Source organism: Methanoplanus sp. FWC-SCC4 (assembly GCF_032878975.1).
In the GTDB taxonomy this organism is placed as follows: domain Archaea; phylum Halobacteriota; class Methanomicrobia; order Methanomicrobiales; family Methanomicrobiaceae; genus Methanochimaera; species Methanochimaera problematica.
In genome coordinates, this window is the sequence record NZ_CP043875.1 from 72,297 (window position 1) to 87,623 (window position 15,327).

The 15,327-nt window shown below is 41.8% G+C and carries 11 protein-coding genes; 4 read left to right on the forward strand and 7 right to left on the reverse strand.

Going from position 1 to position 15,327, the window contains the following annotated elements; all coding sequences use genetic code 11:
• Nucleotides 1-89 precede the first annotated feature (89 nt).
• Nucleotides 90-3,302, reverse strand: coding sequence for a tetratricopeptide repeat protein (locus tag F1737_RS00400; RefSeq protein ID WP_317136812.1), 3,213 nt, complete (start codon nt 3,300-3,302; stop codon nt 90-92).
• Nucleotides 3,303-4,154: 852 nt separating this feature from the next.
• Here F1737_RS00400 and F1737_RS00405 point away from each other — a divergent pair.
• Nucleotides 4,155-5,498 carry a PAS domain S-box protein gene (locus tag F1737_RS00405; protein ID WP_317136813.1) on the forward strand — a complete coding sequence of 448 codons (1,344 nt, stop codon included), beginning with the start codon at nt 4,155-4,157 and terminating at the stop codon, nt 5,496-5,498.
• Nucleotides 5,499-5,595: 97 nt separating this feature from the next.
• Nucleotides 5,596-5,850, forward strand: coding sequence for a hypothetical protein (locus tag F1737_RS00410; protein WP_317136814.1), 255 nt, complete (start codon nt 5,596-5,598; stop codon nt 5,848-5,850).
• Nucleotides 5,851-5,893: 43 nt separating this feature from the next.
• Here F1737_RS00410 and F1737_RS00415 read toward each other — a convergent pair whose 3' ends face one another.
• From F1737_RS00415 to F1737_RS00430, 4 genes are all read right to left on the reverse strand, one after another.
• Nucleotides 5,894-7,270, reverse strand: a complete 1,377-nt coding sequence (locus tag F1737_RS00415; protein ID WP_317136815.1) for a sensor histidine kinase — start codon at nt 7,268-7,270, stop codon at nt 5,894-5,896.
• A 140-nt stretch (nt 7,271-7,410) separates the two neighbouring features.
• Nucleotides 7,411-8,739: an NAD(P)/FAD-dependent oxidoreductase gene (locus F1737_RS00420; RefSeq protein ID WP_317136816.1), complete on the reverse strand. Its 1,329-nt coding sequence runs from the start codon at nt 8,737-8,739 to the stop codon at nt 7,411-7,413.
• 19 nt (nt 8,740-8,758) lie between these two features.
• Entirely contained in the window at nt 8,759-9,730 is a 972-nt protein-coding gene (locus F1737_RS00425; RefSeq protein ID WP_317136817.1) for a hypothetical protein, read from the reverse strand.
• Nucleotides 9,731-9,900: 170 nt separating this feature from the next.
• Complete coding sequence (locus tag F1737_RS00430; RefSeq protein WP_317136818.1) at nt 9,901-10,695, reverse strand: TrmB family transcriptional regulator; 795 nt, start codon at nt 10,693-10,695, stop codon at nt 9,901-9,903.
• Between the two features lie 86 nt (nt 10,696-10,781).
• Here F1737_RS00430 and F1737_RS00435 point away from each other — a divergent pair, with 86 nt between their 5' ends.
• Both F1737_RS00435 and F1737_RS00440 read left to right on the forward strand, forming a co-directional pair.
• Nucleotides 10,782-12,068 carry a COG1361 S-layer family protein gene (locus tag F1737_RS00435; RefSeq protein WP_317136819.1) on the forward strand — a complete coding sequence of 429 codons (1,287 nt, stop codon included), beginning with the start codon at nt 10,782-10,784 and terminating at the stop codon, nt 12,066-12,068.
• Nucleotides 12,068-12,766, forward strand: coding sequence for a glucose-6-phosphate isomerase family protein (locus F1737_RS00440; RefSeq protein WP_317136820.1), 699 nt, complete (start codon nt 12,068-12,070; stop codon nt 12,764-12,766). The genes F1737_RS00435 and F1737_RS00440 overlap by 1 nt, the downstream gene beginning before the upstream one ends.
• An 81-nt stretch (nt 12,767-12,847) precedes the next feature.
• On the opposite strand, the gene F1737_RS00445 is transcribed toward F1737_RS00440, so the two are convergent.
• Both F1737_RS00445 and F1737_RS00450 read right to left on the reverse strand, forming a co-directional pair.
• Nucleotides 12,848-13,597 (reverse strand): NAD+ synthase, encoded by a 750-nt coding sequence (locus F1737_RS00445; protein ID WP_317136821.1) that lies wholly within the window; start codon nt 13,595-13,597, stop codon nt 12,848-12,850.
• A complete protein-coding gene (locus tag F1737_RS00450) occupies nt 13,594-15,327 on the reverse strand; it encodes a potassium channel family protein (protein WP_317136822.1) in 1,734 nt (577 codons plus the stop codon). Before F1737_RS00450 ends, F1737_RS00445 begins: the two co-directional genes overlap by 4 nt.

The following is a 15,327-nucleotide window of genomic DNA, read 5'->3' on the forward strand; positions in this document are numbered from 1 at the left end:
ACTAATAGATTTTCGCAAAACTCCCCGGCAGTCCGGTAAAAATATTGATTTTTAAAAACAGGATTTTTTAAAATTATAAAATATTGTTTTTACTCTTCTTCAGGGTTGAATCTCTCTTTTTTCTCTTTTCGTGAGGTTTTTTCAAAGACTTCCGCTGCTTCTGTATATTTTCCGAGTTTTGTCAGGCAGATCCCTTTTCTGTATGAGGCTGCCGTTTCAGCGCTGTTTATTTCCAGTGCTTTGTCATAAGCTTCTATTGCGGCTTCGTTTTTGCCCACATGTTCAAGTGCAAGTCCTTTTCCATACCATGCGTTTGGATCTTCTGCACCGGATTCGATGGCACGCTCAAATGATTTGCCTGCATCGTTATAATTTCCAAGTGATATGAGCAGCATGCCGCGTGAATTCCAGAGGCCCGGGTTATTGTGATCTGCCTTGATTGCTTCTTCATAGCCGGCAAGTGCTTCTTCGAAATGACCTATGCGTTCTGAAGCGTTTGCCTCGAGAAGCAGTCCGCCTGTGAGTTCGGGTTTTTCGCTGAGGACTTTGGATATGAATTTTATAGCTTTTTCATATCCGCCCATATGCATCTGTGCCACTGCACACTGGAAGAAGCTCTCAATGTCACCTTCTGTGTTTTCAAGAGCCTGACCGTAATGGAAGAGGCCGTCTTTGTATCTGCCGGTGCGCATTAATGATTCGGCCAGAAGCAGACGTGTTGATTTGTCTTCGGGCTCTTTTTCAACAGTGCTCAGATAGCATTCGGAGGCTTCCTTGAAATCACCTGTTCTTGAATGCGAGTCTCCCTTCATTCTGAGTGCGGCGGTGTTTTCAGGCTCGACCTCAAGAATGCTGTCGGCCGCTTCCATTGCGTCTTCATACCTGCCCATAAACATCAGGAGCTTTGTGAGTTTCAGCCATGTGTTGATGTCTTTTGGGTGTTCTTCGAGAATCGCTGCATAATGTCCTGCTGCAAGTTCGAAGCTGCCGGTCTTTTCATAAATTCCGGCAAGCTGAAGTCTTGCCGCAGTATCATCCTCATCTGTTGCAAGGAATTTATTGAAGGCCTCGATTGAATCGTTGTATCTGTCGGTTCTTGAAAGTGAAAATGCAAGTCCGCGTAATGCTGCCGGATTTTCAGGGTCTCTCTCAGTTACTTCTGAGAAGACCTCTGCTGCAGCTTTAAAGTCGCCTGTATGATACATCAGAAGAGCGTGATTCAGGAGTATGCCGTTATCATCAGGCATGAACCCTGCCGCTTTGGTAAATGCCTTTGCTGCCTTTTCACAGTTACCTGACTGCCACAGTGACATTGCGAGATCCCTCCATCCTTCGGGACTCTCCCTGTTTGCCCTTACAAATGTCTCATAGGCTTTTGATGCCTCCTTGTACCTTCCAAGGAGTTTCAGGTCGTTTGCAAGCGGCAGGATTATTCCCTGCCTTTCCGGTTCAAGTTCATATGCGTCCGTGTATGCTGATACAGCAGACTGTAGGTCTCCGGTCTTCTCGAGTATTCCTGCTTTCTGGCATAAGAGCGAGGCGTCCGCAACCCCTGCTGCCTCAAGGTTTTCGATTGCGGATATTGCCTCGTCATACCTTCCAAGCATTTCAAGGGATGTCAGGTACTTCCTCCACGAATTGACATCGCTGCCGCCTTTTTCGATTAAAGGTTCAAGGGTTTCTATTGCAGCTTCATAGTTTCCGGTTGAAAGGAGGATGTCCCCTTTATCGGCCTGGGCTGCCTCGTCATCAGAGAGTTCTGATATTTTGTCAATTGTAACAAGTGCCTCGTCAAAGAGCCCGAGCCGCATCTGTGCTTCAGCACGTTTCTGCCATACGGAGATATTCTGCGGGTCTTCACTCAGGACATGATCAAAGCATTCGGTAGCGCCCGCATGGTCCCCGAGGTGCATAAGTGCATAGCCTTTCTTCTCCCATGCACTGAGGTCTCCGGGGAATATGTGTATGACCTTTGTGAATGAGTCTGCGGCATCCGCAAATTCTCCAAGGTGGTAGAGTGCTTCTGAGCGGTATCTCCATGCATTTATATTGTCAGGGTTGATCTCTGTCAGTTTTGAAAAGCATGCAAATGCATCATTGAAGTTTCCAAGATGAATGAGTGCCTCTCCCTGAAGCTCAAGCATCCTTGTTTCCCTGACATCGATGTTGAGCCTGGCCTCTCTCTCTGTGTTCTGCTTCTCAAAAAGGCTCAGGTCTATATTATTGTTAATCCAGCTTACTCCTCCGCCAAGTCCGTTTTTGGTAACGTGGCCAAAGCTGTTTAGTGCGTCAGAGTACCTTCCGAGATTTGAGAGGCAGACCCCCTTTTGGTACCATGTTGCCGGATTGTCGGGTGTGTATCTTAATATATTGTCAAAGCATGCAACGGCTTTCTCGTACTCCCCAATCTGTACGAGTGACATTCCCATAAGGTGCCATGCCATAATATTTTCAGGATTCCTCTTGACAATCAGTTCAAGGGCATTTGCAGCTTCTGCATATGCTCCAATCCGTAAAAGGTTTGAGGCACGGTTAAAGGCGGCAGTTGTATCCTCAGGTTTTTCTGCAAAAATACCGGAATAGGTCTCTGCCGCTTCAATGTATTTTCCAAGTTTTTCACACACTGCTGCTTTGTGATATAATGCAACATGATCTTTTGGATTTGTTTTTACGGCAATATCATAAAAACCGCGTGCTTCTTCCAGATTGCCGATTCTTTCCAGAGCCTCTCCGGTAAGGATCATTGCCGAAGTGTTTTCGGGTTCTGCTGTCATGACACGGCTGAAGGCATCAAGTGCAAGGGCCCATTCCCCGGTCCTCATTGCAAGAATGCCAAGTCTTTCCCGAATTCTGATATTTCCCTGTTCTATTGTGAGAATTTTCACACAGGTATCTGCAGCTGCCCTGAAATCTCCCAGGTTTTCAAGTGCATCAATTTTTTTGTACCATACATCAATAAGTGAGGAGTCTGCCGAAAGGACTTTCTCAAAACACTGGACTGAACCACTATAGTCTCTTTGGGTGAAGAGTGCATTTCCAAGATCCTGCCATGCCGCAATGTCTTCAGGGTTTGCGGCAACTGCACGTTTAAAAAATCTTTCCGCATCGCTGTATCTTGCTGTATACATCAATGCCTTTCCCATCTGGTAACACAGATGTCCGTTTTCAGGCTCAATTTCGAGGGCTTTTTCGAGATCTTTTATTGCATCTTCGTATCTGCCCTGATCAAAATGGGATGCCGCCTTGTCAATCCACGGGTTTGGATTTTGTCCCTGTCCTATAATTCTGTCAAATATTGCCATATTTTGTGCAGACTCCTAAAAGATATTGTACCAATAAATTGTAACATTGTATTTAAGCACACTTAAATAATGATGTCTGAATTATATCTTAAAATATTTTCTTCAGCAGAAAAGAGTTTATCGGAAAAAACAGTTCAGAATCATGTGATTAGACCGGCAATTCCCATAGCAGTTACTGAAAAATCCACCTGATATGTCACTGTTATATCACTGGCACTTATTTACCGGGCGATTGCTTTGTTGAGATCCGGAGTTCTCTAATGAATATTAATATTCATTGTATGACTGTGTTGTTGTCGTTTAACTGTAAGAGGTGTTATCCGAATTCTCTGTTGCAACACCGGTATTTTCTTTCTGGTAAAGTGTCGTTCGCTTTTTATGGAGCACTCTGAAATCCTTATAAGGAAATGCCGGTAAATCTCATTTATGACCGTGTCATGATGGATGTCTGCCGGATAAAGATTTCAGGTGAGGGGGGGGATTACACCTGTCATCTTGTGGGGGGGTTTCCGGCGTCCATTTGCAATCAGACGATTCGTTTTTTATTGTTTGGAAGACAAGTTGGGAGATCCGTTAAATGATGATGGGGTTTTGGGGGGGATTGATCATGGGGATTAACGAATTTGGTGGGCCAACTTATTTTTACCTGAATATTTAGTGAACCAGTTAAAACTTCCATATTTTGTCTGAATACATATGGTATACATCCACATGCACAAAAGGACTTATCTTTGAAAATATATAAAGTTAAGCTATTGGATAATCCATATGTGATATCTACATTGAATTTATATTCATAAATATTTATGACAAAAGGTTGATATGTTTGCAAATTGTTATTTTTATAATAATATGCCCGGAGATAAAGAAACCGAATTTATCGAGATTCTGAATATTTTAAAGAATAATCCCCGGGGAATGTCTTTAAAGCAAATATCCGCCGCAATAGGGATGAACCGTGTTACTGTTGCCCGTTATCTTGACATCCTCAGGACGTCCGGAAAAATTGATATGGAACCGTATGGTCAGGCCAAAGTTTATTATCTCTCTCATCGGGTTCCTGTTTCCGCGATGCTTGATTATACGCCGGGGCCTGTTGTTGTAATAGGTAATGACAAGCGCATAATTTATGCCAATTCCCCGTTTCAAAAATTTTTTGAAAAAAGTTTTGATGAAATTGAGGGGTTTTGTTTATTTGATGTAATACCTGAGGATGCATTAAGCGATGTTCTTGTATCCGGTATTAACTCCCCCCTCTATGATAAGGGAATGTCTGATGAAGTCTGGATTAAAAAGGATGGTAAGGATTTTTGTTTTCTGATGAAGATGCTTCCGACAGTTTTTGAAAACGGGTATCCCGGGCTGACACTGCTTTTTGAAAATATCACCGGAAAAAAAAGGATTGAGGAGATTGTCCGTATCCAGCGTGATCTGGCATTTAAACTCTCGGCCGCCCGTAGTTATGATGAAGCTCTCCCCATGGCCCTCAGAGTTGGCATTGACATTCTTGACATGGATTCGGGGATTATCTATCTCCTGGATGAAAGGACAGGTGAGTTCACTAATTATTGTTCGGAAGGACTCGGAAAGGAATTTTTATCATTTTTTGATACCCTTGATCAGAATTCTGAATTTTTTGAAGTGATTTCAAACGGTGGCGTGATATATTCACAGGATCCTTTCACGGATTTTCTCTCAGAGAAGAAGATAAGCACTATAAAAAATGAGGGCCTGAAAAATTTTGCCATTGTTCCCATAACCGATGACGGAGCTATTGTCGGAACTTTTCATTTATGTTCACACAGAATCTCCGAAGTCAGGTACAATGAAAGAATGAAGGGATTTGAAACGATGGCGTCCCATGTTGGGAATACAATTTCGAGGATAAGGACACAGGACAAACTCAAAAAAAGTGAGATGCGCTACAGGCTTCTTTTCAATAATGCAAATGACGGAATAATTATTCATGGGATGGAGAATGACAAAATTCCAGGGGTCATTATAGACGTCAACGATAAAGCCTGTGAGAAGCTCGGGTACAGCCGGGATGAACTCCTGAAAATGCGTATTTCTGATATCGATCTTAATTTAAAGATTGAAGAGCAGGCAGAAATTCTTAAAAAATTCAGTCTTGATAGGGAGGTTACCTTTGAGAGTACCCATCAGACAAAAGACGGGCATAAGAAACCTGTTTAGATAAGCTCTCATTTGTTTGAGATTGACGGAAAAGATATGGTTATTTCGATTGTAAGGGACATGGGCTTTAGAAAATAAAATTTTATTTTGTTTTAATATGAAGGAAGAGAAATACACACTGGAAGGAATTCTTGAGCTTTGCGGTGAGATGAAGCATATGGAAGAACTCCTTTTGTATCGGTCAAGGAAGAAAAAAGGTGCATCGGCTGATGAGATCCTAAACGAAGTTGTTAATCCGACTCTTGAGGATTTCATGTTTTATCTCAAATACTATATGACAGATAATATCGACAAGGCAGAACTCAAAAGAATGGTTTCAGGATGGATTGATGCACAGATGAAAAAGAACTAAAAATTAAAATAAATAAAAAACAGGGCAGACCCCTGGTAAAACATCATGCCGCTTTTTTGAGTTTAATTATTATTTTTGTTCCTTTCCTGTTTTCATCGGCAAAGGCGTCTTTTGCAGTGATCTCCCCGCCATAGCTGTTTATTATATGCCAGCAAAGCGGCAGGCCAAGGCCTCTTCCCCTCCTTTTGTCTACTCCCGGCTGGAAACGTGTGAATAGATTATTTTTCCGGTTATCGGGAATTCCCGGTCCGTCATCTCTTATTACTATTTCAGCATCACTGCCGGTATCCTTTGTTTCAATAAAAACAGAAACATTTTCACCGCCGTATTCAACACTGTTTTCCAGAATATACTCAAATGCATCATCAAGGAACTTTCCTGCCATTACACTGAGGTCTGTCTGTTTGTATGTGATATTGTGCCCCTGATTTATTTTTCCCACTGCCCTTTTAACTGATGAATCAAGATCAAAGGGTTCGGACACAATCCCTGATTTGTGAATATCCCTTATCTTTGAGACTTTGCTTATTATGTTGCTGCTCTGTCTGATTCCTGAGAGCATTTTTTCAAAAAACGGTTTGTCAGCTTCACTTGTTGTGGCATCATAGAGAAGTTCGGCATATCCCTGGGCAGCGGTGTTGGCATTGTTTATGTCATGCGTCAGGATGTCAATATAGAGGTTTGCCTCATCATTTGCCTCTTTTAACTGTGCATTCAGTTTCATTATCTCTTTTGAATCCACTATTTTTTTGGTGATGTCCGTTACCGTGAAAACAATCGTATTATTTGGTATTTTTGAGCCTGATATCAGGCAGTAATATTCAGATTCCCCGTTGTTTTTGATCTGTATTTCAAAATTTTCGATTATGCCGTTTTCGTGAATTTTTTCGCAGATCTGCTTCATGTTTCCCTTTTCATTGCATATTTCATAAATATCTGATATGGCCTGTGGGAATCCCCATTCATCAAGCATGTCAGTGAATTTTTTATTTCTTTCAAGGATTTTTCCTGTTTCTTTTTCTATTACAAAGACTCCGCCTTCGGAATAGTTGAATATCCTTTTGTATTTGATTTTTTCAGATTTGAGTCTGGCAGAGATTATTGATACAATAACGGAGAGACTTATGTAAACATAAAACTGCATTGTTGCAGATATTATTCCGTAATAATCAGGGTAAACGATGTCATATATCAGAATTATATAAATGAGGGATATCAGGGTTGAGATTATCACCCCTCTTTTAGGATAGAAAAATGATGCAATAATTACAGGGAAATAGAATAAGTGTGACAACACAACAGTGGTGCTCTCAAACAAAACCTGATATGTTATCTCCATTATTAAAAATAGCAGAATAACTATTGCACCTGCGATATAGGTTTTCAGATTTTCATCTTTTAGACTGGCGGCAAAAGACATTTGAATAAATTATGTAATAATAAATGGAATAATCTTTTCCATGACTTAATTAAATATTTCTTTCAACCGAAAGTTTTCAGGGCAAAAGAAAAGACGGGATTTTAAAAAGCAGCGGGTGAGAAGCCCCACATTTTAACAAATTATTTCCCACCATTTTCCAGATAACCGGCATATTTGAGGAGTACTGAGATTCCGTCGGTAGAGGGATGGACTTCAATGAACCTGTTAAAATCGGCAATACTCGCTCCTTTTTCCATCATGTATGCAATGTACGCCGCGACCGGTGCCGATGAAGGTGCACCGAGGTACATTCCGGTAAGTCTCCCTGTGTCCTTTTCGTATTCGATTAATGATTTTCCCGTGTATCTTTTTGGGACAGACCAAAACGAACCCGGCCCCGATGGTGCGGGAAGACTGACGGCCTTTGAATTATCATTGTTTGTTCTGCAAAAGGAATGCTCATAGTGAAGTTTTACAGACTGCGGGATGAATGAAGGGAGTTTTTCAGGGGTCTGACCGAGGATTGATTTTGCGGCGGATGTTCCCTCCATTCTTGCAACAGGTGTCATAAAAGGTGCTCCTGTAACATCCCCTGCGGCATAAACGCCCTTTACGCTTGTCTCATAGTTTTCGTTTACAAGAATCTCTCCCGATTCTCCCTTTTTAATGCCTTTTATGCAGTCACTGTTTGGTCTCAGACCTGAGGCAATGAGAACGGCATCAGACGGGATTTCCTCTTCTTTTCCGTTCCCCGATATTTTTACTGATTCAACCAGAGTTTCGCCGCAGATTTCCTTTAAAAGTGTGTATTCCCTGATATTGACATCCCCGAGTTCCTTGAATGCGGCAGTCCTCATTAAATCAGGCTTGCCTCTTAAAAGACTGCTGCGGATAACCATTGTGACTTCTGCTCCAAAGGCTGAGAATATTTGTGCATATTCAGAAGCTATTACCCCGCCGCCAATTATTGTGAGTTTTTCAGGGACCTCTTTTAGTGAAAAAATGCTGTGGGGATTGTAAATGCCTTTTAGATGAATACCGGGAATTTCCGGAATTATTGGCCTGGATCCTGTTGTTATCAGTATTTTGTCTGTATCGAGTTTTTCACCGTTTAAAGTGATATTACTGCCGTCTACAAATGCCTCGCCGTTTATTAATTCAACACCTGCATCAATAGTTTCTTTGTCGAGAATTCCCGAAATTACCGACTGTATCTTATTCATTCTGGTCCAGAGACTGTTTAGTGAAACTTCCGGTACTGTGTTGAAAACAGAGAGATTTCTGAGGTTTTTTGAGTCGGTGACTATTCTTGCGGCATCATTCAGCCCGCAGATTACCATACAGCCCTGGTGAAGACACTGTCCGCCAAGTGCCCCTCTTTTTTCAATAAGCCTGACTTTCTCTCCTGCAAGGGCGAGATGTATTGCGCCCATCCTGCCGGACGGGCCTCCTCCTATTACAGTTATCATTTATTACAATGTCCCCGGCTTATAACAGCTCCACACCGTCGTCCATTGGTTCCCTGAGGATTTCACCTGAAAATCCGTCTACTTCCACTATTTTATCTCCGCGAATCTGTATTACCGGAAGATAAACAAGTTCCATCTCAATTGAGATGTTCTCTTTATCCGGGCCCACCTCAATATCCTCATAAAATATGGTGTCACCTTCGGATTTGCTAATACGGACACTTTTCTTAAGTGATTCAAAAAGATTGTCCTTTAATTTATCTTTCAGATCGCTTTTTTTCAGTTTTGGCTGTATTATCTGTGATCCCGCAGGTATTCCCCTTTCCTCTGGTTTTTTATTTTTAAGCTCTTCAGGATCAGTTTCTGTTTTTTCACCGGAAATTGCACTCAAAAGACCGGTATCTTCATAATTGAAGTCAATAATATGACTTTTGAATCTTTTTTCGCCTGTACTTGAGCATTTATACATATAATGCGGGATAAAAACGTGTTTAATCTCGCCCCTTATTCCGGCAATAAGTTTTGCCTCGTCATCATTCATCTGTGAAGGCAGGCATGAAATCTTAGTGAGATTTTCCTGAATATTATTCTGAGGCAGAGTATTTTCAAAAGAAATCTGTGAATTTTTTTGTCCGGCTTCCTGTGTTTCAAAATCCAAAACAAGCTCCTCACCGAGTACGTCTGCAACGGTTGCCTGACCTGAATACTTTGCAAGCTCCATATGCCCCCAGTGTATGCAGTTTTCGCAAACCGGATTTTTCAACATCGTGAACAGAATTTTTTTGCAAAGAACGCTTCCGCTTTCGGTCTGGACTTTGAATTTTGTTCTGTTGAATGATTCAATTTTTTCAGCATTATCTGAACACATTGCAACAATACAGTCATCTCCTTTGTATGCTGTAAGATCAATTGTGTCGTTTCCGTCTTCAACGTCGTATGATGCTGCCCTTAGTATTCCTGCAATTGCATCAACAGCCCTGTCTTTGAACATCTGATTATCCTATAAGTATCTGGATATGAATTATATTTTCTATACATTTTCTATATTGTACGGAAAAAAAGTCGGAAAAATGGTAGTGAGCCTTTATAATATTACAGACTGCCGGGTGATTTTGGAATTCTCACTGGTATAATTGTCTCCCGTGCACCCTGAAATATTTTTTATGGCAGAATTTTTGTGTTATGTGACTCGGTGATGTGGGTGTTTACAAAATGCCAGTGTGACTGGAAGAAATGAATGAAACCATCCGACTCCGAATAAAGTGCTGATGTCATCTTGTCAGGAGAGTTCATCACAACCATGACCTTTTTGTTGTCAATTATATACACGCCTGAAGCCTCACCTTCCATTTCAAGATCAAGGCCCAGAGGGTCTGTGAAGATTGTAACTTCAAAATTTTCCGGTTTTTCTCCTTCCCAGTTGTTGCTGATGATCCTGGTCTTAACCCCTTCCTCAAGATTTTCCAGCGTGCCTAAAATCTCTTTTCTCATGTATTCCCAGTAGGAGAGCATTTTAATCTCTTCCTTTGCATCTGATATTATCTCTATAAGACGTGCTCTTATGTTTTCGTCCCCGAAAATACTCCAGATAAATTCCTGGTTTCCTGTGATTATATTCTTCTTTTCACTGTATATTTTATTCAGGGCTGTTTTTGCAAATTCCGCATTTTTTTCTATTGAACCAAGAAGATTTCCGACAGCATCATGGGGAGGTGTTGCACTGAACCTTTTTGGTGTTGTATTAGAGAGGATAACAAGGCTTTTTTGCATAAGTTTGTCCAGAACAGGATATACTGATGCGCGTGGCACCCCCGAAATTTCATGAAGTTCGGTTGCGGTTGCACTTTCAATCTGAAGAAGCGCGATATAAACAAGTGCTTCGTATTTTGTAAGGCCCAGTGATTTTAAAGCTTCAAGCACTTCTTCTTTGTTTTCTCTTAGAACTCCCATTGGCATATACATATATATACTTCGGGTTGTTAAATGTTGTTACAAAAAAAACAACAACATTGGAATGTTGAAGTTTCTAAAGAGGTATACTAATGAAAATAACTAATATCCTGGTGGCATTTTTTATTTGTGTCACTTTTGCAGCAGTTCCCGCAATGGCCGGAGTAAAATATATTTCAGGTGAACCTGACATCAGTGTTGCAATCTCAGGTACAAATGAATTTGATCCGGGGGATGACGTATCACTAGCAATTATCGTTCAGAACTCCGGTCTGAAAAACTCAAAGATCATTCAGTCATCAGTTGTTGACCGTGATGATCTTCCTGACACCGCAAAGATGGTTGTGGTAACACTTGAATCCGGTGATGCTCCTGTAACGGTCAAAAGTGATCCCCAGATGATTGGTGATATTGCAGGCGGTCTTACAAAGAGTCTCGTGTTCAACCTCAAGGTTGACAAAAATGCGGCACCGGGCGAATACAATCTGGATACAGTTGTGAAATACAAATATCTCTACAACGCAGATCAGATTGGAACCGACTCAATCAGGTATTTTTACAAGGATGTAAATCTTGAGATTGCCCTTCCGTTAAAGATCAACTCGGATCTGGATATTGAAGTTGGTAATGTGGCTGTGGAGTCGATGAATGTCGGAACAGAAGGCTACATCTCAATGGATGTTAAGAACACAGGTTATGAAACCGGTCAGGATTCCGTTGTCAAAATAACCCGTTCTCCCGGAAGTGCGGTAGTGCCGACTGATTCAAGCGTCTTTGTTGGTGAATTTGCTCCTGGTGAGATTAAGAGCGTCACATTCAAGGCGGCAGTTTCAGACAACGGAGAGGCAAAGAACTATCCTGTTCTTGTTTCAGTCGACTATAAGGACTCTGAAGGTGACCAGAAAACCTCTGATTCAGTGACAATTGGTGTTGATGTCGGTGGAAAGGTTGATTTTGAGGCAGTTTCAAAAACAAGTGAGATTCACCCGGGTCAGAAGGGCAAGATAACTATTGAATACAAAAATACAGGTGATGCAACCGCCTACAATGCAGTTGCCCGTATCAGTGCGGTTGATCCGTTCACAAGCAACGACGACACGGCATTTTTAGGCGATCTTGCGCCCGGACAGACTGCAACCGGAGTATATGACGTTTCGGTTGACAGTGAGGCAACGATTAAGACATACGGAATCGACACCGAAATCCGCTACCGTGATGCCCTTGACAACAGTCAGATATCAGACTCGATGAAGGCACAGGTTGAGCTCACACCCCGCTCGGGATTTGAGGTTTTTACAAATCCGATTGTGCTGACAGTCGTTCTTTTTGCGATTATCGGTGCAGGGTATTTTGTATGGTCACGTCGAAAGAATGAGTAATGATGAAATTCTGGGACGGGACGCTTCCAAAACCTGGGCAGCGGACAGTTGAAGATATGAGGTCTGTGCTTGCTGATTTTAATGCATGCGCAGAGAATACCCTTTATTTCATGTACAGAAGCCTTTCCATGAACCCGGGGGACAAAGAATGGCTTTCTGCGCGATGCCTGAGATATGACATAACCGTCATACCCCCCTGTCTTCTTGGGGATGAATATGTCAAGACAAAGGGGCACTATCATCCAAAAGCCCCTGACGGTTTCGGATTTCCCGAATTATACCAGGTAATTTCCGGAGAGGCACATTTTTTGCTTCAAAAAAGGGATCTGTCGGATGTTGTTGTGGTCCGGGCAAAGACAGGCGATGTGGTTTTGGTACCTCCGGGCTACGGACATGTCACAATAAATCCCTCGAATGAGACTCTTGTTATGGCAAACATAGTATCCGACGCTTTTAAAAGTGAATATGAATTCTATGAGCATAACCACGGTGCGGCATACTACGAGCTTTTTGGGAATGTCTTTTTGAAAAATCCAAATTATGGGGATGTTCCAAAAATCCGTTTTGTTGATGCATTTGAAGTTCCCGAACTAAAAATTCTTCACAACCAGTCAATATATGATTTAATCGGTGACGATGAGGTTTTGGAATATCTTAACAATCCGGTTATTCTGGAAAAAATAAATTTCAAAATTTGATTTTTAATTAAAATCAATTTGTGATTTCCAGCCACAAAAATGTGAAAATTTTGTTTTCATCCCGTTTTTTATATGAGGGAATTATTCCTGTTTTAAAAGATTGGGAGGTGCATTTCTTTTATGTGTTGTATTCCTGACTTTCTCAAATATTTTCTCTTCAGTTTCTGATTTTGGCGTCCATCCTGAATTTTCAAGGTTTATCAGGGCATTGTCGATCTCCTCATATGAAAAACCAATCTCTGATTCATCGCTTTGTCCCGGGTAAAGACCTGCAGAAGGTGCCTTTTTAATTATTGATTCAGGAACACCCGTTTCTTTTGAGAGAATGTACACATCCTTTTTGTAGAGGTGCAGGAGCGGCTGGATGTCCGCTGAATCATCGCCGTATTTTGTTGAATATCCTATCATATACTCTGTTTTGTTTGATGTGCCGCACACAAGTGCCGAGAATTTGTTGGCATAATAATAAAGTGCCGTCATCCTTATCCTTGCCATCAGGTTTCCGGTAAGATAGGGGGAGTCCTCATATCCCGGCAGTTGCTTAAATGCATCGATTACCGGATTTATAGGGACAACCTCGTATGAAATGCCAAATTTTTCCGAGAGTTCCATTACGTCCTGTATGTCTTCTTCAGGAGTCACTCCTGACGGGAGCATAAACCCTAACACATTTTCTCCTCCTATTGCACGGGAACATAGTGCTGCCGCAAGAGAGGAGTCTATCCCGCCTGAGAGGCCTATTACAATTTTCTGACGGCCTGATGACCATACCGAATGTCTGATCATCTGCTCTATCTTTTCACATTCACATCCAATGCATTTTATTGTCATTTCTGCTCATCTCCTGAAAGAATCTCAATTAATTTCCTTATAGACCTGATGCTGCCATAGGCAATAACATCATTTTCCTTCAATATCTTATCATCGGCAGACGGCCTTAACAGCGTATTTTCCCTGCCTTCGACTGCAATTATTTTTGCACCTGTTACTCTCTCGCACCAGCCGACGGTGGTTTCCTTTTCCCTGTGGTTGTGCTTTAAAATAACCTTTCTGTTCCCGGGAAGGTCCAGGAGGACGGAAACAATACCGTGAAGAACAATCCCGGCTACAATCTGCCCGCTTGTAGTTGGCAGAAGTGCCACATAATCGGCACCTGCACGATATAGTTTTTCAACATTTGAGGCCCTGTTTGCACGGGCAAGGATATGTATGGTCGGATTGAGGTTTCTTGCAAGAAGTGTTGAGAAAATGTTTGCCTCATCACTGTTTACAGCTGCAATGAACACTTCGGCCTCTTCGATGTGTGCCTCGGTTAAGGCTGATTCATCCTCTGCATTTGATGCAATTGCAAAAGGTTCTGATGATTTCGGGTCTATTACATATGAACGGACTCCCGATTCCTTAAGTTCTTTGTAAACAACCTGGCCCAGATCACCGAATCCTGCAATGACAGCAAGTTTTTCCGGATTTTTCGCAGGGCACGTAAGTTCGTTTTTTATAAGCTCTGATATTGCATCCGCTTTTCCCAACAGGAATATGGTGGTTGAACGCTGTATTTTGATGTTTTCCTTCTCTTTTATGTAAAAATTGTCCTTGTCGATTATAAAAACCGGGTCAACACCATAATTTTCAAAAAGATTCAGCTCATTCAGGGTTTTTCCTATGATTTTACAGTCCGGAGTGACCGGGATATAGACAAATTTGAGCTGGTCCTTCCACCTGTCCTTTTTTTTGATCCCGTCCCTTAAAGAAGCCTGATAAATAATGTCCACTTCCGGCGTTAAGGATGCATGCCTTGCGATTATCTTCCCTGTAAAGTCTTTTGGGGAGAATACATGGTCTGCCCCGGCGTATTTCAGGTATCGTGCGTATGAGAGATCGTCTATTATTGAAGTTATCGAGGCTGTGGTTTTTTTCCTGATTCCAAGGATTATGGTTGCAGATTTCCTCTCGTCCTCACAGATTATGACATCCCTTGCCGAATCTGCATAAACTCCTGTCCATGTGTCGTTTTTTTCGTAATCAGCACTTACAACGAATAAATCCCTTTTGTAATTTTTGTAGTATTTTATTGCCGAGAGTGCATTTTTCGGGTTATCGTCCACCAGAATGATTTTAAGGCCGGATACAAGAAGGCTGTCAATCAGAGACTTTGAGATCTCTGTAAAGCCGATAACAAGGACATGACCCTGTATTTTCCTCGGCACTTTTGAAGGTGCCACCGGCTTTAGCATATCCTGAAGATAAGGCTCAAGAACTGCCGGAATTATCATTAGAAATGTGAATACACCGGTGCACATTATGATAATCGTCAGAATGATCGTAAGCTGGTTCTGTACAGGGAAGAACGTCAGCAGGTCATAACCGACCGTTGTCATGGTCTGAAGTACAAAAAGGGCTGATTCGGCCCATGTGAGTCTTGTTCCTTCCAGAACAGGTATTGAATAATAGAGAAGGATTGTGTAAAAGACCACCTGGAATATAAGGAGCTGAAAATAAAACTGGAGTCTGTCTTTTAGGAAATAGTGCCTTAAGTAACTGATCAGTCCCCTTTTGTTCAT

Coding starts and splice junctions, on each gene's coding strand:
- F1737_RS00400 (WP_317136812.1), bottom strand. CDS start 3,302: ATGGCAATATTTGACAGAATTATAGGACAGGGACAAAATCCAAACCCG.
- F1737_RS00405 (WP_317136813.1), top strand. CDS start 4,155: ATGCCCGGAGATAAAGAAACCGAATTTATCGAGATTCTGAATATTTTA.
- F1737_RS00410 (WP_317136814.1), top strand. CDS start 5,596: ATGAAGGAAGAGAAATACACACTGGAAGGAATTCTTGAGCTTTGCGGT.
- F1737_RS00415 (WP_317136815.1), bottom strand. CDS start 7,270: ATGTCTTTTGCCGCCAGTCTAAAAGATGAAAATCTGAAAACCTATATC.
- F1737_RS00420 (WP_317136816.1), bottom strand. CDS start 8,739: ATGATAACTGTAATAGGAGGAGGCCCGTCCGGCAGGATGGGCGCAATA.
- F1737_RS00425 (WP_317136817.1), bottom strand. CDS start 9,730: ATGTTCAAAGACAGGGCTGTTGATGCAATTGCAGGAATACTAAGGGCA.
- F1737_RS00430 (WP_317136818.1), bottom strand. CDS start 10,695: ATGCCAATGGGAGTTCTAAGAGAAAACAAAGAAGAAGTGCTTGAAGCT.
- F1737_RS00435 (WP_317136819.1), top strand. CDS start 10,782: ATGAAAATAACTAATATCCTGGTGGCATTTTTTATTTGTGTCACTTTT.
- F1737_RS00440 (WP_317136820.1), top strand. CDS start 12,068: ATGATGAAATTCTGGGACGGGACGCTTCCAAAACCTGGGCAGCGGACA.
- F1737_RS00445 (WP_317136821.1), bottom strand. CDS start 13,597: ATGACAATAAAATGCATTGGATGTGAATGTGAAAAGATAGAGCAGATG.
- F1737_RS00450 (WP_317136822.1), bottom strand. CDS start 15,327: ATGAACAAAAGGGGACTGATCAGTTACTTAAGGCACTATTTCCTAAAA.